22 protein-coding genes are annotated in these 24,604 nt (G+C 52.4%); 15 read left to right on the plus strand and 7 right to left on the minus strand.

The annotated features are described in order from the left end of the window. The 3 genes from ACR0L1_RS22465 to ACR0L1_RS22475 all read left to right on the plus strand — a co-directional run. A partial coding sequence (locus ACR0L1_RS22465; protein ID WP_480860874.1) for a tetratricopeptide repeat protein occupies positions 1-394 on the plus strand: 394 nt, incomplete at its 5' end. 163 nt (positions 395-557) lie between these two features. After that, on the plus strand, positions 558-2,318 hold the full coding sequence (locus ACR0L1_RS22470) for an adenylate/guanylate cyclase domain-containing protein (RefSeq protein ID WP_170556818.1): 1,761 nt from the start codon (positions 558-560) through the stop codon (positions 2,316-2,318). Positions 2,319-2,616: 298 nt separating this feature from the next. Continuing rightward, positions 2,617-3,738, plus strand: coding sequence for a linear amide C-N hydrolase (locus ACR0L1_RS22475; protein WP_480860876.1), 1,122 nt, complete (start codon positions 2,617-2,619; stop codon positions 3,736-3,738). A gap of 317 nt (positions 3,739-4,055) precedes the next feature. On the opposite strand, the gene ACR0L1_RS22480 is transcribed toward ACR0L1_RS22475, so the two are convergent. The 3 genes from ACR0L1_RS22480 to ACR0L1_RS22490 all read right to left on the minus strand — a co-directional run bounded on the left by ACR0L1_RS22480 (position 4,056) and on the right by ACR0L1_RS22490 (position 6,556). Further along, the gene (locus ACR0L1_RS22480) at positions 4,056-4,868 is read right to left on the minus strand and encodes a DEAD/DEAH box helicase family protein (protein WP_480860878.1); all 813 of its coding nucleotides are present in this window, start codon (positions 4,866-4,868) and stop codon (positions 4,056-4,058) included. Between the two features lie 188 nt (positions 4,869-5,056). Further along, entirely contained in the window at positions 5,057-5,755 is a 699-nt protein-coding gene (locus ACR0L1_RS22485) for a hypothetical protein (protein ID WP_480860879.1), read from the minus strand. 312 nt (positions 5,756-6,067) lie between these two features. Beyond that, a complete protein-coding gene (locus ACR0L1_RS22490; RefSeq protein ID WP_480860881.1) occupies positions 6,068-6,556 on the minus strand; it encodes a RidA family protein in 489 nt (162 codons plus the stop codon). Between the two features lie 163 nt (positions 6,557-6,719). Between ACR0L1_RS22490 and ACR0L1_RS22495 the strand changes: the two genes are divergently transcribed. Then, positions 6,720-8,165 (plus strand): IS1182 family transposase, encoded by a 1,446-nt coding sequence (locus ACR0L1_RS22495; RefSeq protein WP_480860899.1) that lies wholly within the window; start codon positions 6,720-6,722, stop codon positions 8,163-8,165. A gap of 832 nt (positions 8,166-8,997) precedes the next feature. Here ACR0L1_RS22495 and ACR0L1_RS22500 read toward each other — a convergent pair. Further along, positions 8,998-11,199, minus strand: coding sequence for a winged helix-turn-helix transcriptional regulator (locus ACR0L1_RS22500; RefSeq protein WP_480860882.1), 2,202 nt, complete (start codon positions 11,197-11,199; stop codon positions 8,998-9,000). A 1,250-nt stretch (positions 11,200-12,449) separates the two neighbouring features. On the opposite strand from ACR0L1_RS22500, the gene ACR0L1_RS22505 reads away from it, so the two are divergent. The 11 genes from ACR0L1_RS22505 (at position 12,450) to ACR0L1_RS22555 (ending at position 20,800) form a co-directional block, all read left to right on the plus strand. After that, positions 12,450-12,995: a hypothetical protein gene (locus tag ACR0L1_RS22505; RefSeq protein WP_480860884.1), complete on the plus strand. Its 546-nt coding sequence runs from the start codon at positions 12,450-12,452 to the stop codon at positions 12,993-12,995. A 1-nt stretch (position 12,996) separates the two neighbouring features. Next, a complete protein-coding gene (locus ACR0L1_RS22510; RefSeq protein ID WP_170782325.1) occupies positions 12,997-13,587 on the plus strand; it encodes a hypothetical protein in 591 nt (196 codons plus the stop codon). Then, on the plus strand, positions 13,571-13,780 hold the full coding sequence (locus ACR0L1_RS22515) for a hypothetical protein (protein WP_170782326.1): 210 nt from the start codon (positions 13,571-13,573) through the stop codon (positions 13,778-13,780). The genes ACR0L1_RS22510 and ACR0L1_RS22515 overlap by 17 nt, the downstream gene beginning before the upstream one ends. Continuing rightward, positions 13,777-14,553 (plus strand): hypothetical protein, encoded by a 777-nt coding sequence (locus ACR0L1_RS22520; protein WP_170782327.1) that lies wholly within the window; start codon positions 13,777-13,779, stop codon positions 14,551-14,553. Before ACR0L1_RS22515 ends, ACR0L1_RS22520 begins: the two co-directional genes overlap by 4 nt. After that, on the plus strand, positions 14,546-15,085 hold the full coding sequence (locus tag ACR0L1_RS22525) for a hypothetical protein (RefSeq protein ID WP_170782328.1): 540 nt from the start codon (positions 14,546-14,548) through the stop codon (positions 15,083-15,085). Before ACR0L1_RS22520 ends, ACR0L1_RS22525 begins: the two co-directional genes overlap by 8 nt. After that, positions 15,078-15,284, plus strand: a complete 207-nt coding sequence (locus ACR0L1_RS22530; protein ID WP_170782329.1) for a hypothetical protein — start codon at positions 15,078-15,080, stop codon at positions 15,282-15,284. Before ACR0L1_RS22525 ends, ACR0L1_RS22530 begins: the two co-directional genes overlap by 8 nt. A gap of 420 nt (positions 15,285-15,704) precedes the next feature. After that, entirely contained in the window at positions 15,705-16,889 is a 1,185-nt protein-coding gene (repA, locus tag ACR0L1_RS22535; protein WP_170782330.1) for a plasmid partitioning protein RepA, read from the plus strand. Further along, the gene (locus tag ACR0L1_RS22540; RefSeq protein WP_170782331.1) at positions 16,889-17,971 is read left to right on the plus strand and encodes a ParB N-terminal domain-containing protein; all 1,083 of its coding nucleotides are present in this window, start codon (positions 16,889-16,891) and stop codon (positions 17,969-17,971) included. The genes repA and ACR0L1_RS22540 overlap by 1 nt, the downstream gene beginning before the upstream one ends. Positions 17,972-18,178: 207 nt before the next feature. Beyond that, complete coding sequence (locus ACR0L1_RS22545) at positions 18,179-19,219, plus strand: helix-turn-helix domain-containing protein (RefSeq protein WP_170782332.1); 1,041 nt, start codon at positions 18,179-18,181, stop codon at positions 19,217-19,219. 520 nt (positions 19,220-19,739) lie between these two features. Beyond that, positions 19,740-20,417: a ParA family protein gene (locus ACR0L1_RS22550; RefSeq protein ID WP_170782333.1), complete on the plus strand. Its 678-nt coding sequence runs from the start codon at positions 19,740-19,742 to the stop codon at positions 20,415-20,417. 11 nt (positions 20,418-20,428) lie between these two features. Then, entirely contained in the window at positions 20,429-20,800 is a 372-nt protein-coding gene (locus tag ACR0L1_RS22555) for a hypothetical protein (protein WP_170782334.1), read from the plus strand. An 89-nt stretch (positions 20,801-20,889) separates the two neighbouring features. Here ACR0L1_RS22555 and ACR0L1_RS22560 read toward each other — a convergent pair whose 3' ends face one another. Genes ACR0L1_RS22560 through ACR0L1_RS22570 form a run of 3 tightly spaced genes read right to left on the minus strand, consistent with a single transcriptional unit; the run spans position 20,890 to position 24,437 of the window. Further along, on the minus strand, positions 20,890-22,029 hold the full coding sequence (locus tag ACR0L1_RS22560) for an HlyD family secretion protein (protein ID WP_170782335.1): 1,140 nt from the start codon (positions 22,027-22,029) through the stop codon (positions 20,890-20,892). A 4-nt stretch (positions 22,030-22,033) separates the two neighbouring features. Then, positions 22,034-22,246, minus strand: a complete 213-nt coding sequence (locus ACR0L1_RS22565; RefSeq protein WP_170782336.1) for a DUF1656 domain-containing protein — start codon at positions 22,244-22,246, stop codon at positions 22,034-22,036. A gap of 13 nt (positions 22,247-22,259) precedes the next feature. Then, positions 22,260-24,437 (minus strand): FUSC family protein, encoded by a 2,178-nt coding sequence (locus ACR0L1_RS22570; protein WP_480860887.1) that lies wholly within the window; start codon positions 24,435-24,437, stop codon positions 22,260-22,262. Positions 24,438-24,604: the final 167 nt, after the last annotated feature.

The raw sequence follows: 24,604 nt of genomic DNA on the forward strand, positions 1-24,604 counted from the left end.
CGGCTTGCACGAAAAGGCGCGCGAAGTAGTTTCGGAAGCGATGGCGCTGGACCCGCTACATCCGCCTGCCATCGACTGGATTATGGGGCAGGTCGAATTTTTCAACGGCAACTTTGAAGCAGCGCTTAGTTTTCTAATGGGAGCAGCGCGGCTTAACTCGTTGGCCACAGCATTTGTCGCCGCCTCCTACGCGCAGCTCAAACGTGAGCGAGACGCCTCTGACGCATTGCAAGAATTTGTTTCTGAACGTCACGATGAGTTCACAAGTCGAGGTATTGTGGTTGAGGATGATACGTTAGATAGCCTTACTCGCGGGTTTCGGTCTATGTGGCGGCGACCGGATGATTTTAAACTTCTCACCAATGGGCTACGGGCGGCAGGTATGACCGGCTGACGCCGACCTTTACTCTTTTGTCCTACCGCCGCGGCCTCAATTACGCGTTTCTCTGCGCCCTGTTTTTTCGGCCGCTGCCAGCCCGAAGCGGACATTCTCGAAAGTTGGCACACTACTGCCGAACTTGATAGATTCAAAAAAAGGTTGCTATTGGGAAATGCGCATGACACGCCGACTTGCCGCCATACTTGCCGCCGATATGGTCGGCTACTCACGGCTTATGGCGGCTAACGAGGCGGGAACACTTGCTCGTCTCAAAGACCTACGACGGGACATCATCAATCCAAGTATCGAAAGTGCCGGAGGTGAGATTATCAAGCTTACCGGTGATGGCCTGTTTGCACTTTTTAGCTCGGTCGTTTCTGCCGTTGAGGCCGCAGCGACGCTCCAGAAGGCGCTGCACGCCGCCGAAGCCGAGAGCCCCACCGAAAGCCGGATCAGCTTCCGAATAGGCTTGCACATTGGAGACGTAATCTTGGACGAGGGCGACATATATGGCGAGGGTGTTAATCTTGCCGCAAGACTCGAAGGCATCGCTGACCCAGGCGGTGTCATACTGTCTGACGACGCATGCCGGCAGGTTCGAGGCAAAATCGAACACGACATCATAGACCTTGGCGAAGTAGCGCTCAAAAACATCTCCGAGCCAGTTCGCGCCTACAAATTGGCGATGGAGGGCAAATCAGATTCCACGCAAAACCAATCTCAACCCACTGACAAACCCTCCATCGCTGTCTTGCCCTTCCAGAACATGTCCAATGATCCAGAACAGGAATACTTCTGTGACGGCGTTTCCGAAGACATCATCACAGAGCTCTCGCGCTTTCCCGAGCTTTTCGTCATCGCCCGCAACTCCTCATTTTCGTTCAGGGGTCGCCCCGTCACCCATATAGATATCGCTCGAGAACTCGGTGTTCGCTACATGCTAGAGGGTAGCCTCCGTCGAGCCCAAAACCGCGTACGCATTACTGCCCAACTCATCGACTGCACAAATGGAGCCCATGTTTGGGCCGAGCGCTACGACCGCACGCTAGACGACATCTTCGCGTTACAGGATGAGATTACACGCAGCGTGGTCGGCGCCATCGCCCCCCAGATATCCATTGCCGAAATAGATCGCGCGTCTGTGGCTCGAGATATCGACTTCAACTCCTACGACCTCTCGCTACGTGCAATGGCGATCTTCTACGCGGGAGGCTTCTACTCTCAGGATAAGTTCGATGAGGTCATATCGGTCTCTGATCGCGCCATTGATCTCGACCCGCGCAACGTCCAGGCCCATTGGATCAAAGCGTTTGCCTACCTGATGCGTTATCTATACCAGTTCGATGAGGACCCCACCGAAAACCTGGGCCTAGCTGATAAAAGCGTTGAACCTCTGTTTCTTGGTGGTCAACTCGACCCGCGCGCCTTATGCGTTCGCGGTATGGTTCGTCATTTCCGTGGAGATTTTGACGGGGCCAACGCCGACTTCAGTTTGGGCTTCACACTGAACCCGAACTTTGCCCGGAACATCTTCTTCATGGCCTGGCATGAATCTTTGGTCGGCCGAACCACACAGGCGCGCGAACATGCCCACCTTGCCCTCCAGCTTTCCCCACGCGACACTGACCTCTGGGTAGGAGACGCCTATCTGGCGCTCGCCCAAGCTGCCTTCGCCGACGCTGATTTTGAAGACGCAATGCGTTGGGGTGAGCACGCCATTCAGATGACGCCGCGTGCGCCGATCCGCCGGGCTCTTATGATCGCCAGTGCCGCCCACCTCGGGCGCGCCGAAGCAGGCCTGCCACATGAGCAGGCGCTGGCGGATTTCGCCCCAGCGTTCCTAGACAGCATTGTCTCCGGAGCTTTGATCCTCTTCCGTCTACCCGAACACAATGCGCTTTTGGTCGAAGGCTTGAAGAAAGCTGGTGTTAAGCCGTAGAGTTGGTCAGGATGCCAAAGCTCGAAACTATCGCAGACAAATCGTGCCAAGGGCCAATCCAATTTTAGCGCAATGTCCTCGAAAGGTTCTAAGCAATCGCTCATTGCTTCAATCGGCGACGACTGTTTCCAGCCCGAAGCAGACATTTCCGACTGGACTTTGCAAAGTCCGAAGGACGGAATAGGCGGACTTTCTCGCCTATTTAGAGATCATGCAAACTTCATTCAACTTGAGAACCGGTGTGGTAGCTTGGTCGAGTGAGTTCATGAGATCAGATCAGTCCAATTGGAGAACGACCATGCGTCATATCGAGTTATTTCGGATATTACCAAAAGCGACCATAGCCTTTGTGGCTTCAGTATCGATGGCCTGGGGATGCACTGGCATCATGTTGACAGGGCAGGATGGAAGCATCGTTCGCGCAAGGACCGCCGAGTGGGGGCCGTTCGATCTTGAGACAAAGATCAACATTATTCCCCGAGGTTTCACTTATACCGCAGGCGAAATGCCAGATGGGCAAGACGGAGCAAACTGGACCGGCCGATTTGGAATGGTCGGTATCAGCATGTTGGATCATGGGGCTCCCGCAGATGGGATCAACGAAGCTGGGTTGACCGCCGGGTTGTTTTATCTGCCCGGCTTCACCGAGTATCAGGAGTACGACCCTGACCTTTCCGGCAACACGATTCCCGGCGATTTGCTAGCCAGCTATGTCCTTTCCCAATTTGAGACAGTTGAAGAGGCTGCCACCGGGTTGGCGAATGTCCGTGTGGTCGGGGTCGTGGATGAGACTCTCGGTTTTCCCTTCCCATTTCATATGTTGGTTGCTGACCGGTTCGGCGGAAGGATCGTTGTAGAGTACATTGATGGCGAACTGACGATTTTCGATGCTCCGCTTGGGGTGATCACCAATTCGCCAAACTACGATTGGCACATGACCAACCTAAACAACTACGTAAACCTGTCAGCACTCGGGCTTCCGGAAGTTGAGGCAAGCGGCGTGACCTTCGCGCCCCTTGGCGCCGGGAGCGGCATGATAGGGCTGCCTGGTGACTTCACACCCCCATCCCGCTTTGTCCGTGCAGTCGCCTTTTCACAGACAGCGCGGGAAACGCAAGGTGGCTATGACACCGTGCGCGAGGCGTTCCGTATTCTGGACAACTTCAACATTCCTGCCGATGCCGCTGAGGGTGCCCAAGACGACGTACAATCGGATGACCTGCTTTATAGCGCAACACAGATCACGACCGCTGCGGACTCTCTGAACCTCGTCTACTACTATCACACGATGTACGACAGAACGGTGCACATGGTTGATATGAAGCAGATTGACTTCGAAGCTATGGGAGACGAGATGATCAGCTTTGAAACTAGCGGTGATCGCGAACCCACGTTGGTCGATGTGACCCCAACGAATTGACGCAATACCACGCGGGCCGTGGCGGCATCACCGCTGGCTGCGGCCCAATACAACTTCGGAATAGAGAGTTTGCCGCTCCAGCGAATAAGCAGCGTTAGGATCTAAGTCGCGTTCGCCATTATTCGCACTATTGACTGGAGGCAGCCCGAAGCAGACTTTCAAAACCTAGCATTACGGTTCCAACTGTGCAGGCTAATGCTTGCTCTCTAGGCGACTTATTCTGCGGAGGATTCGGTGTAGTTGGCAGCCCAAACCGAATATTCACTATTAGACTTGAAGTTTCCGAGATGCGCAAAGGAGCGGGCTTTTGCACGAGGCTACACCTGATACCAGTTTTCGACGTCTCGGGCAGCTTCCTCGGCAGTACAAGCGGCCTCTACCTCCGCGATTGCACACTGTACTTCGTCCGGGCTTGCGCTGAGTTCCAAGATGTTGCCCTCAAGGTCATGGGCTGACCCGGCATCTGAATAAATCGCATCGACCCCAATTCCGATGGCATTTCGGTGTTGCAGCAGGTGCTCGAAAAATCGGACATAGATCGTCTCCTCGTACGGAGACTGGATGTCCGCCTCAGAGACTAAGCCCAATTCCACAGCCTTGGCACATGTTTGGCGCCAGGCCAGTTCCATTGTCGATGGAGGCGCATCTCTGGCCTCATCAGGATGTTTTGGGTTCGCAAACGTAGACCTTCGGATGGTTTCGAGATTGGCACGCAAGCTCTTTGTGGGAACAGGATAGATGAATGTGGTTTCCTCGGATGCTAAGGCTGGTTCAACCTGATCTGGCTGCGCCTGGATGAACTCGGAAAACCTGTTTCCGATGATGGGGACTTCACCGACAATCATGTCTGTGGGGTCGGTATTCTCTACCAGCCATCGCGCCAGGGCTCTCCGGCCCCACAGTCCGGCTGCCTTTCGGATCAACGGATGAGTTCCATCCGAAACATCTGGATACCTCGCGAGTATGTCTTCGGTCTGAAACGCCGCGAGCCCCGCATCCCAACGCATGATATGCACACGACGTCCCAAGGAGACCGAAACGGATATCTGCTGGCGCAACAGGAATGACTTTCCAGATGCTGGTAGTCCGGTGAAGAAAACCATGCGACAACGACGTGCAGCGTCGGCCAAGTGTCTTCCAATCTCAGTGTCCGCAAAACTGTCGATAGAAATTGCGAATCTCCTAATTCGGTGTCGGCCACAGGCCGAAACGGCAATTGGGCTTTGCCGCCCAAAAACCGTTTCCAGAACGCGACCCTAAAAACTGACTTAGCAATATCAGGTGCAATATTGGCGGCACGCGTTCCAATGCCGCCTGATCAGTCAGTTGCGAAGCAATAAAACAAACCCGCCCCGCCAGAACGTGGCAAATGTTCCTCTCCGCAACCGCGCGAGCCGTGCGAAGAGTTCCAGGACAACATGTTTCGGGCATCGTTGAGACCTACACGGTCATGGTGCCCGACAATCGCAGATCCGTGTTCACTATTCGAAGTCCAGTTGCTGCATGTCGTATCGCCACCTGCGGTCGAGAAGTGTCCTGCGGAATCGGAGCCAGTCAGAATGTCATGTTTGTTCGGCTGACTGCCACGCCCATTGACAGGGTTACCATTTTCGTCGAGCGCGGTCTGTAGATTGATGTTCACGCTGTCGCTGTGCAGGTCTTCAACATTGTTGGCGATAAGCTCTCCATTGGCATTATGCCAAGGACCCGTCCCGATCCGGTCGCGCGCAGAAATGCCATTGGTGATTGTCATCGGGTCGGTGCTGCGGTCAATGGACATTGAGGTACTCAGATAGGCCGCAAATGTTTTGGAAGAACCGGCCGCGGAAGCGAGTGCATTGCAATGAGCATCGGCGCCTTCGAGGCCGCCTAGATTGGCACCGTCCCCCTTGCCGACACTAGTGATGAAAAACGACATCTCCTCGCCTGCCGATTGCGCCTGTGCCGCCGTTGCGAAACAGCAGATTAAGAGTGCAGCAACCTCATGGGCAGTTGTTCTTTTGGTGAACTTCGGCATGTGTTTCTCCCTTCGTACTGTGTAATCACTGATGCTAGTCGTATGCTCTGTTTGGGTCCACGGAATAGCGCTCACGAATTAGAGAACATGGCATTGAAGCATAGGAAACGTGTGCTGATGGAATATCGGTTGGAGCAGACTTTGTAGCCGACTCTCGTCGCACCGCAGCAAATTGGTAGTTTGGGCTGGCGGGCGACCTTCGCTGCCTCTCGCAATAGCGACGGAAGGCAGCCCATCGGCGCCAGTTTATCCCAGCGCAGCGGTATTCCTGCTCTTTCGAACCAGGAGCATCCTTATAGATTCACGTGTTTCCTAAGCCGTTGAGACAATAACTTCTGCTTCAATTTCAATTGGAAAGTTGATCGGTAGTCCGGCCACACCAACCGCAGTTCGTGAATGGCGGCCAATCTCTTCTCCAAACACGTCAATAATCAAATCTGTGAACCCGTTTAGAACCGAAGGCGTATCGCTGAAACCAGGCTTGCAATTTATCATCCCGTGAACTCGGCACCACCCCACTATTCGGTTTAGACTGCCGAGTTCGCGCTTGAGACTGCCGAGAATAGAAAGCCCGACTTTGCGTGCTGAGGCATATCCTTCTTCCACAGACACGTTTTCTCCAACTGCTCCAAACGGCCCGGCCGGAGAACCGTCGGTTTCTTGAGGGCCGTGACCAGATATAAATGCCCGGTCGCCTCGAACGTTAATCCAAGGAAATGGCAACACCATGCCAACAGGCAGTTTCAGTGGCTCTGGTAATATGATGTTGCGGTCTATCAATCGCTGCTCGGCGTCGATCATGGCGCTCTCCCTTGCCAGACTGCATGTATCTTATCATAACCATGCCCAAAGTTGGCTTCGACCGCCAAACTTTGCAAATTCCGCTTCCTGCGGAGGCTGTGTGAAAACTCCCTCTGTTTTCCGAGAGATGGTATGCTTTCAGCAATCGGCGCGGAGGCAATCCATGGGGCGGTTTATTGAGGGTTTGGATCGTGATCAGGCGATGTTACTGCCCGAATATCTGGACGATTATGTGAGCGAAGATAGCCCGGTCCGGGCGATTGATGCATTCGTCGATATGCTCAGATTGGCGGAACTCGGTTTCAACACTTTGCCTGCTGCGACTGGTCGTCCGGGTTATCATCCTGGGTTGCTGCTACGGATTTATGTTTATGGTTACCTCAACCAAGTTCAGTCGTCTCGGCGGCTGGAGCGGGAATGCGGTCGCAATCTGGAGCTGATCTGGCTGACGGGTCGTCTGAAGCCCGATTTCAAGACCATCGCAGACTTCCGAAAAGATAATGGTCCCGCAATCCGCAAGGTCTGCCAGCAGTTTGTCGCACTGTGCCGCGACATCAATTTGCTGGACAGCAAACTCGTTGCCATTGACGGCAGTCGGTTCAAGGCGGTGAACGCGAAAGCCAAGAACTATACTCGTGGCAAGCTGCGTCAGAAGCTGAGCGAGATTGATGCCGCTATTGAACGATATATCGGTGAGTTGGATCGTGCAGATGAGGTGTTTGAGCAAACTGGCGGTGTGATACCGGAAGCCCGCATGGAGCGTGCATTGCGCAAGGTGGAACATCTCAGGAAAGAAGCAGCGCGATACCGTTCAATTGAGAAACGTATGGACGAAACCGGCGAAACCCAAGTCTCCTTGAGCGACCCAGATGCGCGTTCCATGGCAACCACGCCGCGCATGCCGCGCGTCGTTGGATACAACGTACAAACGGCAGTAGACGCCGAGAACCATCTGATCGTTGCGCATGAAGTGACCATGCACGGCTATGATCGCGACGCTCTGTCGATGATGGCAATCGCGGCACGTGATGCAATCGGCAATGACCATCTCGAAGCTGTGGCGGACAAAGGCTACTTCAAGAGCGAAGAAATCCTGGCGTGCGAAGAGGCGGGCATCTCGGTCGTCGTGCCCAAACCGCAGACCTCAAATGCCCGTGCCCGCGGCCACTTCGACAAGGCGGATTTTGCTTATGATGCGGCGACTGACACTTACATCTGCCCGGCTGGCGAACAGCTCACCTATCGCTTCACCGGGCCGCAGGACGGCAAGTCCATAAGGGTCTATTGGGCGAACAATTGTGAGAGTTGCGTCATCAAAGACAAATGCACCAAAAGCCAACAACGCCGTATCCGACGGTGGGAACATGAAGATGTCTTGGAACGCGCTCAGGAACGTTTGGATAAAGACCCCACCCAGCTCGCAGTGCGCAGCATGACTGTCGAACATCCCTACGGCACGATCAAATCGTGGATGGGAGCGACCCACTTCAAAATGCGCCGCTTGAAGAACGTCGCCACAGAAATGGCGCTACACGTCCTCGCCTATAATATGACCCGCGTTATAAATCTGATCGGAATGCCTGCCTTGATCGCCGCGATGCAGGCATAGGCGGTCTCTGCCGCCGCAAAATCTGCCACTGAACCTCTCCAATCGAGCTGGATCACCCAAAATGGCCTCCAAGGCTGTTCTGAGACACGAAAATGAAAAATCCAGCGAAACAACCGCAACAAAACTCACAAGCTCAGAAAAAGACTAGATCCGGTGCGTTTCCACACAGCCTCTGCGCATTGCTGTCACTGGAGCGTTGCGCGGCATCGATTAAAGCGGGCTTGCCCTGAGGGCTTGTTTTAGTGTGCAGAAGTGCTGATCTCACTACTTGAGCATATTAAGTCGTTGATGACGGCAATCGACATAACAGCCACCAGCACGCTTGCTTGCGTCAAGACCTTCGAATAAGCCAAGACATTGGAAGCCCAACTCTTCAATAGAGTTGCCGCCGTATGTACCTGACATGGTCTTCCCAAGGGTAGTAGGCGACACCTTCCGAAACTTCGGCTTCCGGATCGTTTGTGTATGCATCGTAGATCAGCTTTTCGTCCATGAGGACTTTTGCCTCGTCTTCTGAGATGTCTAGCTGTCCAGTTCAGTTCGTGTTTTCAGGAACGCGGTCACTAAGATCACGTAAGTTATTGATTTGAGTCACAAAATAAATTGGTCAAAGTTCTCATGGACTCTATCGCGATTAGGGGCATGGCCAGCGCCACGGTATCCAAACAGTTAATGATTGATCCCCGGGTGCGGGTTAACTTGTTGTTTTAGATGCAAATTTTAGCGCGGTGTTTTCACCGTGAGGTAGGCGAATGTGATAACACGAGCTGGCTGTTCCTGAAAACACATCAAGCGTTCCTAAAAACACGAAAAACGCGCTGGGATGGTCACCTTAGCCCGACCAAAGCAAGCGCTTTCTGTAATTCAGGGGCACCTCAGGGCCCTCCAAAGGTTGGAAATGAAGATCCTGCGGATGTGGGCTAGATGCGATGGGTTTAAAACCAATAATCTTGGCCGGTTGTTTGTCAGGTATTGATTTCGGAGGATGGGCTTCGACCGGTTTTTCAGACTCAAAGGGTGTGACCTTCGCCCCGCTCCGCAGTAGCTCCCATTTCTTGTCCGAAAGCTTCACGACAGATGCGGACTTGCGGATCGAAACCAAGGCCTCCTCTGGGTTCGAGAGACCTTTATTATAAATAGACTCATCTGCGCCTCGCCTCGCCGGCTCGCTACTATTATCTTTACAAGGACAAGCCGAGTCAGTGCTGCTGGTTTCGTTCTCCATTCGTTTCAGGCGGCGTTGAACCAGGCCCAACGAAACGCCCAGCTCAGTTGCGACATCCCTTTGGGAGAGACCCTTCTTCTCCATGAGTGCCTTAATCGCCCTACCCTCAGCCGCATATTGCACGGCCTTCTCTTCAAGGGAGATCGGAGCCGTAAGTTGACCACGCTCCAAAGCCTTACGAGTGCGATCACGCTCTCGACGGATGTTCGTCGAGATCAACACGCGCAGATTCCAGCTGCGCATCTCAGCATCTGAAATCCTGAACAGGTCGACGAGACGCTTCGCTGAAAAGGAGTAGTTCAGGACCGTGCGCCCCTGGGAGCCTTCCTTAGCTCCCCATTTTGTCTTTGCCTTGAGAGCTTCGGCATCGCCCTCACCCGCCAACAGGCCCGAATTGACAGCGTGCTGGGCCAGCATTCTTTGATAAGCCGGCGCCATAGCCTTGGCTGTGGCCATCCCCTTCAGGCCGATCTCGACACCTTTGGCGACGATTTCATCGGTGAACGCTTTCATATTGGCCGGGCGAACAAGCACAAGCTTTGCTGAAACCCAAGCTAAGAGCCAACGATTTCGATTGCCGCGTGGAATATGCCCTCCGCCCCACTTCAGTTTGTGGATCTTTTCAAGATCTTCGACCGAGACACGGGCATAGCTGTGGCGACCTTTGTGCTGAGGAAGCGTGGCCGACTTTTTGGTAAGGGAAACAACGCTGTGTCTGTAAGCCTCAGTCGCCGCCTTGCGTTCCGCATTGATGCGTTTGAACTCTAATCCACGCTGGATGTATTGGCGCATGCATAGGTCGCGATACTCATCTGATGACATAGGCAGGATCTCATCACATAGCTTACTAAAGTCGTGCTCATAGGGCCGTCCGCCCTGCCCCGGGCGAACCCAAAGAGGTCGGCACATCGCGCCACTTTTTGTGTTGATCGAACCAGGCACCCTCAACACGCGGCTAGGATCTGCAACGGCTGGGTCCGGCATGACATCTGCAAGCATATTGCGCAGGCGCTCCATTGTCAGGCGCCAACGTCTGATTTTGTTGGCACCCTTCACTGGCTTGACATACCAGGTGGCACAGACACCGCGACCCGTGAAAAAGACGGCCGAGGGCAGAGGAATGTTTCTCTGCTCGCAGGCTGCAAGAACGAAAGCGGCAACTTGATCAGCGTCCATATTGTGATTGGTCAGCAGGTCATCAACATCGAGATACAGAGCCCGGATGATGTCGACGTTATCCTCGCATCTCCGCCAAGGCATAATCTTTGTGCGATCCTCAACTGGAACGCCTTGTTCCGCTTCAGCACGATACTGGTGCAGCTGCGGTATCCAGTACCAGCTGTTGCCGATAGGGTTCTGCGAGCAGTAGATATCACCTTCTCTTTCAACGCTGGTCATAACGGCCAGTGCTTTAAAGGCAGCGTCGTCACCCTTGGGATCCAGCAGAGCATCCATCTTGAACGACTTAGTGATCCACTTGCGGTTGGGAGAGACCTTTTCTCTCCAGAACATATCCTGAGCACGCCAGATCTCGAGCTCTTCTTCAGTGACGCCCTCGTCAAGGACGCGTTCATAGTTTCGCTCTATAGTGACATAGCTGCCGCCATACCCAGCCTCGACACATGGGCCCCAAAGAATACGGAAGTAGTCCTCGGGCGTCCATGGAGCCGGACGATTATAGACAACCTGCTCCAGGTAGGTTGGATAGGATGGTACGAAGTCAGCTTCGATCTGAATCCGCAACGGGATCAGACTTACGCTGTCCTGGATTTGTTCTTTGACCTGAGTCGTTGTTATTAGGCTCGACACGCTGGACCGGACACTTTCCGGCCTGCCGCAGTGCTGGTTACAGCACGCGCAAATGGTAGAGCCAGGAGTGGCACATAATCAGTATTCTGGCGACGCACCGCATGCGTCTGTGAGCTGCTCAAAACGAACATTTTTTTAGAATCCATCATTTGTGTTTCAGGACCAGAAACTCGCGGCCGGCGATCTCTACTCCTGAAGCCAACCTTAATTGATCGGCTGAGTGGGAAGTAAGCGATGCCCTGGCTCAAATCAAGAATTCTGAGAATCGATGAGGGCAATTATTAACGAGTTTTTAAGCATTTAGGGAAAATCGCCCAGAAAAGGAGAGATTAACCCCAAAGACTTGCAACGCGCATCTGAACTGCCATATCTCCCTCATAGGCGGTCCATTGGGCCGCCATAGGACGATAAGAGTCTCCCATTGGACTACACTATCGTTTCGCGGCCCAGGTAGGATCGCTCCAGGTGCAAATCTGGGGCGTTTCCTCGTTTTAGAGCCCTCAAAAAAGTGGGCCCCTCGCGGTCTTTCTATCGTCACGCAAAGCAAGTCTTTCCAAGACAAGACTTTACTGAACTTGTTTAAGCCATGGAGTAGTCGCCCTATGGCGCTCTGTCAGTTTGTTTGGCATCGACGCAAGAGGGAGCTTTTTGAGTCCCCTGCCCTACCGCGATTGGTCCTCAATCATCCGGTTCACAGGCTGATCGAGCAGGCCTTCTCGAACACAAGTGACCAGGATTTGACCCATCTGATCGAAAGAGTTCACAGGCCCGAGCAACGTGCAGCCAACCGCATTTGAAAGCGCTTCTCGGCGTGCGTTTTTGGTTGCCAAACTCAACATTTTGCTTACCCAACCCCTCCACAAAATGGTTACTCAACTTTGGATTCTGCGTTCTTTTGGAAGAAGTAATGGGGAGAGCAACGCGCTTTTGAGTTTGGAGACCAGACCCAGATTTCAAACGGTCGTATAGGTACTGACCGGCGCTCAGATCTTCAAGCATTCGACCAACGGGTTCGATCCAATCCGGGGAAGAGATGCGAGCTGATCCGACGACGTGACCCGAGACCAGCTCCCAAAACAGGCCGTTGACACGACTCGAAACTGTGCATACCCAATGTGGACGATGACTTACTTTGTGCACCAGTCGAGCAATCTCATACGTCGCTGATTCAGCGTCGTCTTTGGGAGTGCCATGGTGGGCCAGAAGTCTTATAAGCTTTTTGCACCAGATTAGTGTCGCGGCGAGGGATCATGCCCCTCCACTCCTACCAATCACAGGAGGAGTCCGACATGTCGTATAGTGTTTCGAACGCAGTTGATTTCAGCGATATCAAGCAATCGGTCGAGGAAAGCCTCGGTCAGACACCCGAAGGATGGGCCGGCTTGGTCACGAAGCTCTTTTCAGAGATCAAACAGTACTGCGATCAGAAACAGGCGCCCTACCCCGCCATTCTCCAGATCAAAGCGAAGCTAGGAGAGCTCCGCATCTACTACAGGTGTGATGATCGACACATCCAGTCGATGATCACCGCCACGATTGCGCGCGCAAATCGTACCTGTGAGCGCTGCTCAAACGCCGCCGAGACCCAGCTGTTGGACGGCTGGTACACGACCCTGTGTTGTTGGTGCGCGCATGATGTCGCGATCAAGCGTCACCCTGAACGGAGGAGACTGTTTGGCGTTCGGAAGAAGCCTGTTCGGAACAAGTTGACCTGCTCAGTTTGTGGCTACTTCGGCCAGATCGACCGATCTGATGACCGCGGACGTTGTCCTGCATGTGTGAAGAAAGATTGGTGAGATGCTCAAGATAATTGTCTATGTGAACCAGCGAGAAGTTGCCCGCGCCCATGCTGGGAACATCAGTGACGATCTTGACGACCTCTGCGACTACGAAGTGCGCGTGAACGAAAGATCATCCGAACATCTCGACATCAAGGAGCAAGCAATTCGCTTCGAGATCTCACAGCATAATCGCAGGCAGACTGTTTGGGCACTCGTTGAGAAGGTCGCAGCCATGTGGCTGGAGAAGACCGGTGCGCGAGAGCCCCTCCCTACAGCTGATGAGGTGACACGCGCCTTTCTGAAGCTGAAGAAGGACAAGTTTCTCGCCGGACAAGCACCGCTGCCTGATCCGATTGGCGCAGAGGAGATCGACGCACTCGCTGCTGACGTCGAGATCGATCCATTGACCAGTGCGCTTTTGGCACTGCAAGAGGCCGTATTGGTATTGGGTAAGGCGAAACTGTCTGGCCCGATCAGCGCAGATGAAATCAGAGCCCGCAAGGTGGATGAAGATGGTGTCGAATTGCTGTCGCAGATCCGGGCGAGCATTCGCGAGTTGGATGAGCGCATCGCTAAAAAAGAGAACGGTAATGACGAGGACAATTGAACCAGTTTTCAGCAGGACTGAAGACTCCAGGTTCCTGAAGTTGTCGTTTGCGATTCACGACACGGAAAAAAATGTCGCGTTCCCAATCTCGCCGGCCGATTTCGAAGGTATCGAAGATCTCACCGATGACGAGATCATGCGTGTTGTTAATGAAAAAGCTGACGCACTGGCGCAGCTGAAGGATGAGCAATGAAATCAGTTATCGACTGGAATGACATCCATAGCAGCGTTCTCAGAGAGCTTGGTGAGCATCGCAAAGGGTGGGCTGACCAACTTGCTCTGGTGCTTGAAGACGTAAAGCGCAGCGTTGAGCGATATCCTGATGTTTTTGGAGATGAGCTGCCAGACGTCCAGCAGATCAAACCAAAAATGGGAGGCCTTCGCGTGTACACGCGAGAATGCAATCAAAATATCCTCGACGAACTGGATACGCGCGTCGACGAGATTGAGAAGTCCTGTGAGAAATGTGGGAATGCGGCGCAGGTGCAGAGCATTCAGGGCTATCTGACGACACTTTGCTGCTGGTGTTACAACGACTACCTCGAAGAACGGTTTGAAGGGGCTGAGGCGATGTGGCCGACAGATCTCGAACTCGATATCGCAGATCGCTTTCCAGATCTGGTCAGCGCAGATGCTGCGAGCCTTAGGCCGAACATTGGCCCAGGCTGGCTTGTGCTACTTGGGCAATTTCTCCAAGCGACAGAACATGTGGTCCGAAAGGCTTTCGAAGAACCAGTTGTGGTGCAAATTACCGATGTAAAGATGACCCGAAATGGTTCAACCAACATCGTGTTTAGCAGATATGATCACTGCCTGGATCAGCTGCTCAGGCGGATCGAGCTGGATAGCAAGCGCACATGTGCGAAATGCGGCCATACAGGCGACATCGTTCGAAAAAAAGATAAGGCGAGCGTGCTATGTGCACACTGTGAAGGCCGTGGTGAATGGGATCCGTTCAATGAGTGACAAAAAAGATAATATCACCGCAGGATCAGGCAGCGTTTATACCGATATTGGACTGCCAGAACCTGTTGTCAGTTTGATGTTCTGCGACTTGAGGATCGTGGCCGCAAGAGGGCAATTCTACCCCATCGAGATCGCGGTCTTGAGAGTGGTCGATGACAAGGCTCGCACTTGGTCATCTCACATCTACCCTGCCCTGTCATGGTCAACACAGGTTCTGGACGCATCACCTGTCGACCTGTCGACAGCTCCACCTGCCGTAGATGTAGCCAATCAAACACTGGATCTCATTGAGAGCTGCGCTGCTGGCTGGATCTACTCGGACTCTTCTGCAACGGCAGGCTTGATCGACCGCCTACTTGCGGAAACTGATGCTGGGTATTTGCCGAAGGTGGACATTCTCCCGGCCTGTCAGCTGTCTGATGAGATGCGAGATCAGCTGAAGACAAACAGGCGGATTTCAGATGATCCCACTGTGGAAGTGGAGCGGTTGTGGACCTGCTATCAAGCGGCGAAGGACATCAGCAATGAATGATGATGATCTTTCAAAAGAAGAAGTCTTTGGGCGACCATTGCAAGACGTTCAACTAGATGACTTGACTGCCGAGCTTCGCGCACGATTGAAAGAGGATGAGGCCGTATGGCCGGCACTTTTGAAGGTTGTACAGGATCACGTTGTAGCAGTTGATGATGTTGCCATATGGACGGACGAGTGGATTAAAGAGAACAAATGAAATCAGGACTTCTTGCGGTCGAGAACCCGATCCGCATGTGACCAGTCAATATTGGTCATCAGGGCCTCGACAGTCACCGGGTCAACCTTTCGGTCAGAACCTGAGTTTCGGAGGACGCTGCGCACGTAAAAGGTGACCACGAAAAACGCTACAGAACTAAAGGTGAGGCTGATCAACTCAGGTGTCATACTGACATGGTGCCGCCCTTGCATACCAAGGTCAATCAGTCGACTTCACAATTGTGAAGTCACAACCCCACCTTAATTGGCATACTTCACAATTGTGAAGTCTTGAGCCCAACATTTAGTGTGACCTGTAAGTCCCCTACCCCACATGTAAATAATCGTTGACATGAATCACCTCATGAGGTCTCTCTAATAGTAGAGCGGCAAACGCCAACACGAGCAGATTGAGGTAACTATGATCCCAACCCTTCCGATTGCGTCGACTAGTCCAGTCGATATCGCTGCTGAGATCAGTACGCGCCTGAATATGGCGATCAAAGAGCACCTGCTCGCGGCCTATGCACCTGACTCTAATAAGCAGCTTAGACTCTTTCCTGCAACCGAAGTTTGCGAGCTGTTAGATATCAGTCACCAATACCTCCGGAAGGCAACTACCGAAGGTAAAGTTGCGGAAGCATCCGAGATCCGCGGCGGCCGTCGTTACTACACCGGACAGGAAATTATCCAACTCCGGCGTGATCTGGATAGCCATGCAAAGCGACCCGGTCGATACGTCCCCTGCCGCCGTGATGGTGAGCACCTCCAACGCATTCAGGTCATGAATTTTAAGGGCGGGAGTTCGAAATCAACCAGCTGTATTCATCTGGCCCACTATCTGGCCTTGCAAGGCTATAGAGTGCTCGCGATTGACCTGGATCCGCAAGCCTCTTTGACGTCGATGTGTGGTCTTCAAACCGAACTCGATGAGAATATCGAGACGGTCTACGACGCCATCACCTACAACAACCCAGTCCCATTCAAAGACGTAGTTCGACAAACCTATTTTCCGAACCTGGCTATCGCGCCGGGTGGCTTGATGCTGTCAGAATTCGAAACTGAAGCTGCAAAGCAAACCAGTGTCGATGAGCCGTTCTTTATGCGGCTTCACAACGCCATCATGAGTGTTGAAGATGACTACGACGTGGTCATTATCGACAGCCCACCCTCTTTGGGCTTTATCACAATGAGCGGAATGGCATCTGCCACATCCGTGATTGTGCCACTCACCCCGTCCATGTTGGACGTCGCGAGCACCGCGCAATTCCTCCAGATGGCCAGCAGCTACATGGAGGTTATTGAGAGTATTGGCGCCAATCTGAGCTATGACCAATTCCGCCTGTTGGTCACCCGGGACGAGCCAACCGACATTCCGTCACAAACCATTGTGAGCTTTCTACGGGCCCTATTTCAGGAGCGTGTCATGATGGCAACCAGCCTGAAGTCAACGGCTATCGCAGATGCTGTAATGCTCCAACAGAGCATCTACGAGTTGAATAGAAGCGACATTACGCGATCCACCTATGATCGAGCAAAAGCGAGTATGGATGCTGTCGGTGTCGAGGTTGAGCAAATGATCAAAGCATCTTGGGGGCGTGAATAATGGCCACGAAGAAAAAGAGAGATGTCGCCACGAACCTAATGAATTCCGTTAAGGCCTCATCAGTCACCGGCACCGATGTGAAGTCCAAACAGCCTACCAGGAAGCCGTCTACAACTCCCGGCATCCAGCTCATTGAAAGGACCTACAATGCTGTCCGTGAGATCGATCCAGACCTCATTGATGACAGCCCGCATGCTGACCGGTTGGAACTCTTCACAATTGTGAAGTCCGCGGAAGCGCTCACTGAGGATCAAGACGTCGATCTTCAAGATGGATCCCGTGAGCGGCTTGTCGACAGCATTTTGACCCATGGTCAAAAAGTACCAATCTTGGTCCGGAACTCTTTAAAGGATAAAGGACGCTACGAGGTTATCTTCGGGCGACGCAGGCTTGCGGCGATCCGCTACATCAGATCCAACCCTCGACCAGGGGAAGAAGGGGAAAAAGACAAGAACCTGAAGATCCGGGCGAACGTCGAAACGAAGGACCCACTTATTTCAGATGCCGAATTTGACAACCAAGTTCTTGTAACTCAGGCATTGGAAAATGCAGCTCGCAAGAACCTGTCTGCGTATGAGAAGGCCCGTTTCGCCAATCTCATCCACTCTACGGGCGTGGAGAAACAAGAAGTCGCACGAATGATGAACTTGTCGGCATCCAACCTTTCCAACCTCCTTAAGATCACGAAAATGGTGCCTGACAGCCTGGGCGACATGATAGGAGCCGCATCCGGGTGTGGCCGCCCTAAGTGGGAGGCTCTCGCAACCGCTCTGGAGGAAAAAGCTCTCACCGTTAGGGAGGCGACAAAACTCCTAGGTGACATGGACGCAACAAGTTCATCTGATGATCGCCTCAAGGCCCTATTGGCCGAAATCAAGCGCCGGGCTGAACACAAATCCAAGACAGAAGTGCGTGAACTGGGCGGCATTGCAAAGGTTCAGAAGGGCCCTTCAGGCCTAAAACTGACAGTAAACGAAACAAAAGAAACGGCAGGTTTCGCGGATTGGCTCGATACGAACATCGAAAAGATCCTGGAAGAGTCCCTGAAAAGGTTCCAAGCAGAGAACCCCGGGGAGAGCTGACTTCACAATTGTGAAGTCTGAATGAGGCAACGAGCAAAGGAGATAAGGCGGAAAAGAGAAACCCCCAGAACCGAAGTTCCGAGGGCTGCACAAAAACCGCATACGCGGAAATTAGTCTAAGCACCTAATTTTTAGCAGCCCGCGAATCACTTCACAAGAAAAAACACCCTTGGGTGATCGGGATTTCTTTGTCTGCTGACAAAAAACATGAGGACAGTTAGAGATTTTGCTCCGAACGGAGCTACCGGGCAATCGGCCGGGCAGGGGAGTAGTGCACCCAAATGGCAGCAACTCCGCGCAGTTGAGGAGGCGCGAGAGGCGCTAGGTCTGAAAGCAACCAGTATAAACGTCTTACGGGCTATGCTGAGCTTCATGTCGGCAGATCGCGTGTCAGAGATGGCACCTGACCATCACGTGGTCTACGCAGGAAATGCTGCGATTGCCCAACGGGCACATGTCAGCGTTCAAACTGTCGAACGGCACATTGCGAAGCTGGTTGACCTTGGCATTGTTCAACGTGTCACCGCGGCAAATGGGAAGCGATGGTGCCGGAGGGATAGTGCAGGGCAGGTGGCACTGGTTTCAGGCCTCAGCCTGCTGCCGCTGACCACCAGGCACGCTGAATTCACAGCTGTGGCCGCACAGTACCAACGCACGCAAGATGCACTTAGGGCACTTAAGGATGAGTGCCTACTGGCGTTGGCACGGCTGCAAGAGGTCTGCTGTGATGGCATCCAGCACCTCATGGATCATGCTCGGACAATCCTGCGTCGCCGACCGCAACAGGACGTTCTTCAGTGCCTTCTGAATGAGATCAATGCGGCTATGCCTGCGGACAACACCGCAGAAGAAGAGGTTCAGCCCAGCAATTTGAGGGATGGTGACACCGAAAATGAGGGGCACAAAGAGCATTCACTGAGTCCTGATAGTAAAAAGAGAAAATCTCTTTCGATTAGTTTGACCCAAGACGACATTGAGCGATCTTTCCGAGCCTTGTGCGCAGAATTGCGATTTGCGCGCAACAATGAGGAAGGTTTGCGAATGATGGACGACATTGCCCAACAATTGCGTTTGGGGCAGGCGTGGTGGAAATGCAAAGAAATGGGACCAGCGATTAGCTTTATCTTGTTAGGATACATTCTGGAGCGCGTGGACAGCGTGCAGAACCATCGGTCATATTTGGTGTCTATGATGGGGAGGCTGGAAGCCGGCGAGATCGAGCTGGAACAACTGGTGAGGCCGTTGTGACTTTCAGCGCCTGGAAGTCACACTCTTGAAATAGACCACATCGCTAATGGAACCTTTGCTTCACCAGGCTTCACAATTGTGAAGTGACACGTGCCCGATCAACTCATTCAAAAACCCATGAGCGTCAGATCCATAAGGAGGTGAAAATCTCCTGTTTTAGGTGTGCTTGTCAACAAATTGTACTTTAGATTGCGTGGTTTAGAGGGAGGCTACTCTGACATTACCCTCTTTTTTCGCTAGTAACGAAAAATGGGGGTAATACCCTCGGTTTGGGCATCCGGCCTGCTCAAACTCAATGTCGAACTTCATAAGCCCAATGAAATAAGGGGCATCGATAGGTCAGTCTTGTAAAGTAAAGACGAGTCAAGTTCAGACTTTACTAGTAAAGGTCAGTAAAGGCCTGCCTTTCAAAGAAAAGTCTTGGCCAGTCTTGTAAAGTAAACGCTGTCTAAACCTTTACTTCGTATCTTCCTCAGTGAGCCGAGCAGCTCACCAAAAAATCATTGAGGAAGATTTTGTTATGTCGACTATTTCATTTTGCAGCTCGAAGGGCGGCTGCGCAAAAAGCACTACATGCATTCTTACTTCGCTTGAGGCAGCGAGAGCCGGGAAACGGGTCCTGATCCTTGATAGCGATCCGAAGAAGTGGCTATCTGGCTGGTCGGATATCAAAGAGATCCCAGAGAACATCACCGTTCAACATGTCGAACGCGAAGAGATCACAGAGGAAGCCCTGTATGCCGCCGACGAATACGATGTCGTTCTGATCGATGTCGAAGGCTCTGACGATGCAAGCATCATTGACGCAATTCTGGTGAGTGACCTGGTCGTGATCCCAGGTCAGGCGAGTCTTCCAGACGTAAAAGCGGCCGTTCAGGTCCTAAAGCGGGTTAGGTCACGCTCCAAGATACTTGGTCGTGATATTGAAGCCCGCGTGCTTTTGACATTCACTGAAGCCGGCCCAATCGAGGCGAACATCAGCAAGGACATGCGCCAGGTTCTGGTGGAGAACAATGCCCCCCTTATGCGTGCGCAGTTGGCGCATCGGCCGATCTTCAAATCAATGGTTTCCGCAGGAGGCGACTATGTTGATCTGCCAGCGCGCTACCAAGGCTCCAACCTGGATTCTGCGGTTGAGAATGTAGAAGCAATCACCAACGAAATTTTCACCTTTCTGCGCGAACGCGCTGACAAGTAAGGAGTTTAACTATGAGTGCAGATACCTCCGCAATCGGTAAAGTCACAATGGATGACGATGAGCCATGGCCTTACAAGGACAAGCATGGTCAGAGACCATCAGGTTCTGACACTAGACATGCCAAACGTGTTCGCATGATTGCTGAAATACAAGCAGAGGCGGGTAGGGAGCTCGACCCTGAAGAGCTGGAAGATGAGATTGAGCTGCGCCTGGAGAGAGGGAAAAAGGCTGCACGCCAGCAAGTCTTTTCCACAAAAGTGAACCCACGGCTTTATCGCAAGTGGGATAAGATCGCCAAGAAGAAGGGCAAGAGTGTCGTCGTTGCAATGGAGGAATCGATGCTGGCTTTCCTTAGAGAGCACGATGTCGACTTCGAGTTTTAAGTCAGTAAAGACTAGACAAGAGTTTGCCTAATTTTACAGCAGGGCAGGGGGGCCTCTTATCAAGGCCCCATATTCAACTTGGAGCCCCACTATTGTAGAATTGTCGGTGCCGGCGGTGGTAGGGCTTCATCTGTTTCCGTTGGATCGGTGCCAGTCATGACGAGAACCGACGCCGTTGTACCTACAAGCAACTCGATTCCCTCGGGGAGTTGATCGATCTCTACTCTTACCGGAATTCGCTGTGCTAGTCGGATCCATTCAAACGTTGGACTCACGTTTGGCAAGAGATTGACCCCAACACTCCCATCACTTTTTGCGATTCCTCGCCCGATGCTATCTACCACCCCAGGAATTACGATATCGGGGTTAGACATGAGCGTTATGGCGGCGCGGTTACCAGGGGATATATCGCCCACATAGTTTTCGCGGAAATAAGCGTCGACCCAAAAGCTTTGGGCATCAATGAGTGCAAGGATCGGTTGATTAGCGACAGCCTGGCTGCCGAGACGCAATGTCAGATTTGCAACATATCCGTCAACTGAGGCATGTACTTTAGTGAATTCAAGGTTGAGGCGCGCAGCTTCCAGAGCAGCTTTAGCCTCGCGGAGGCTTGAGTTTTCCTCACCAGTTACGCCGCGGCTTGCAATTGAGCCCTCCAGCGAAGCCTGCGCTTGGGCGAGCGCGGCTTTGGCCTGAACCACTCCGCCCTGTGCTCTGGCGGTGTTTGCTTGAGCAACGTCCAAATCTCTTTGTAATTCGTCGAATTGTGACTCGGGAATTCGACCATCGCTTACCAAAACAGAGGCTCGGTCAAATTGACGTTGTGCCTCTGTCTGCTGGGCTTTTGCGGATGACAACTGAGACTCGGCTTGTTGGATCGACGATTCATATTGTTGAACACTCGCACGTGCGGCTTCAATTTGCTTATCCAAAGAAGCCAGGTCTTCGACGGTTTTGTCGAATCTCGCTTGTGCTTGCGAGAGTGCGGCTTCGAAAGTGCGCGGATCGATTTCGAAGAGAAGTTCCCCAGCCTCTACAAATTGGTTGTCTCGTATCGGAAGGTTGACAATTGGCCCGGAAACGCGCGGTGCAACTTCCAGAACATTTGCGCGGACCTGCCCGTTGCGCGTCCACGGGTTGGACACGTAATTGGCATATTTCAAGAACACTGCGCCCAAAGCGACGAGTACGATTGCAACTGTGACGATCAACTTGATGTTTCGGTTCATTTGACTAAGCCGGGATAAGAAAGGTTCCGATGACGGACGTATAGATTGCTACAAGTGCAACAAAAACCAACGCCGGATGAGAGATGAAACGCGACATTCGGAAACGGTTCAAAACACGCGCCGTCATCATAGTTAGAACGACTGCAAGTAGGGAAGATACGAAAAGTGGTGAGAGGTAGACGCCAAAAAAGTCGAATTCGCTTGGAACAGGTAGCATTTTTTCTTCGACCTCAAAAACGGGACTCTCGTAGTGCGGGCCAATCAATGAATGCCGCTCGGCCGGTGTACCCCAAAACACCCTCCGCAAGACCTCGATACGCGCCAAGAAGACGATACATGTTTTCGTAGTCAGCGGTATTCAAATTTGAACTAGACTCTTTGTTAATTAGGACTTCTACAGTCTTCTCAAGAGCTACAGTAGCGCTTTGAAGCCTGTTTTGCAGATATTCAGGGTCAATCCCCTCTGGGTCGCGTTCAATATCCAACATTACATCCGCAACGGCCAAGCGCCACTGCTTCATTGCTTCGCCACCGCCTTCTCTCAGTGAAGCTGCCTGTGACAGTCTTCGGGTTGCGGCAAATTCAATTAACTTGCTGCTCAGCGCTTCCAAACTTGCCGCGATTTGAAGCGCATCCGTCCTTTTGGTATTGCCCAGTGCTGGTTCCGACAATGCAGATAGCCAAGGAACAAGTTTGGTCGGAATGCTATCTATCTCGCTGACATGTAGCGAAAGGCGCATCCGATTAAACCAGTTTGGTTGCTCACTTTGGTCGGTGAGGCTGTGTCGGACCACATAATCCGCGCTAGAAAAGAAACGCTTTATCAGAGCTTCCACACGGACTTCCGGCCTCAAAGAAACCGGGAAAAAACGAGTGCATTCGATGATCACAATTACACAGAACAAACCGATGAACATGGTTGCAAAGAAGAGGAAACTGTATTGCTGCTGATTATCGATCTGAAGGCCGACCAGAAACAAGTTCAGGAAAAAACTTCGAACAATCATTTGTTCTGGGCGGGAAGTTAAGTAAGCCACCAGGACTGTGGTGCCGAAGATTAACAAGGCCAACTGCCAGAAGGTGGCCAATAGCGGTAATAGAAGAAGGTGAACAGTTCCAACGATCAAAAGTAGGATCGCTGCGAAAGGCAGCGCGATGGAGACAGACGCCTGCGGATGTAAAGCAAGGTTCAGAGCGAGAGAAACGCCTATGCAGATTACAAGAGCCGGATTGGGAAAGCCCGGAACAAACAGGACGCACGCCACTGTCGCAAGAAATATTATCTGAACACGGACCAGCGCGCTCCACATATCCCGATCAAGGAATTCGGATGTGGGTTTAGGTTGTTGGGAGGAGGCCAAATGCCGGGTGTTGTCCTTCCAGTCTGCATCTTTGATGTCGGCCATCAATTCTGACAAAGACCGACTGTATTCTAGCGACCGTTGGACATTGTGACGGGTGGCAGTCATGGCAGCAAGTTGGAAGTGTCCTAGCTCGCTGTTGACCATTTCTTGGGTAATCTGGTTTTCGGTGTGATCCCCAACTTGCGATGCTGTTCCGGAGAGAGTTTTCTCTGCTTCAATAAGATATTGCTCGGTACTCAGTATCGCGGAACAAAGCGATTGGACTTGGGCTGTGTCACGGGAGTCTTCCAAGTCTCTTGCGTTCAAATATAGGCGCTGAAGCTCTCGGTCCAGTGATGCCATATTTGCCACGAATTGACGCCAGACAATGCGTCTATCCCAGACATCATAACTATCGACAATTGCGGCATCCAAAAGCCTCTCGACAGTGGAGTGCAATTGAGCGATCTGCATCCGAAGCTTTGGCAGGTCTTCCTTGCGCTCATTTCCAGTCAAGATGTTCAATGTCGCCATCAGAAGACGTCGTTTCAAAGTAAGCGCTTTGCGTACTTCTTCTTCGAACTGTTCCCGACTGCTGTAGGGCCATAACAGTGAGTAGACGACACTGAAGCACACAATACCAAGAACGGTTTGCTGAGCTCGAAGAACCACAACAGTAAAATCATTGACCGGGTTTTCGCCGCCTCCAATGACCAATATGGGCACCACAAATCCGGCAGTCATCCAGAAGTATGAACGAGACGTTCGGAACATATTGAAGCAACAGAATGCCAGCCATAAACTGAGCGCTGCGATAAATAGCCAACGATCCTGCGGGAACAGCGACAGTAGAGAAATCGCAACGACAATTGCCAAGAACGTGCCACCCAGCCGGAGTAGTCCTTTGTGAAAGGACTCGCCAAATGTTGTCAACGAACATGCAACTATTGAGAGACCGGCCCAGTAAGGCTTGGCCCAATCCATCGACAAGGCTATCCAATACGCGAGCACCAAAGCCAACGCTAACTTGATAGCAGATTTAAGGCGCAACGAGTCCATGGTCATGGCATTGTTTGATGAGATCACAATAATGCATTAATCGAGATGTATCTTGATCTTATGAGTTTTCCAATTGCAATCCTAAACAGGCTGAAATGGCGCGTTCACTCTCCTTCTTGGCTAGCCTTGCCCTGTGTGACAGCCGCGTGTCACAGGTTGGTCGCCTACACTGT

It is taken from the genome of Ruegeria sp. J8 (assembly GCF_056531925.1).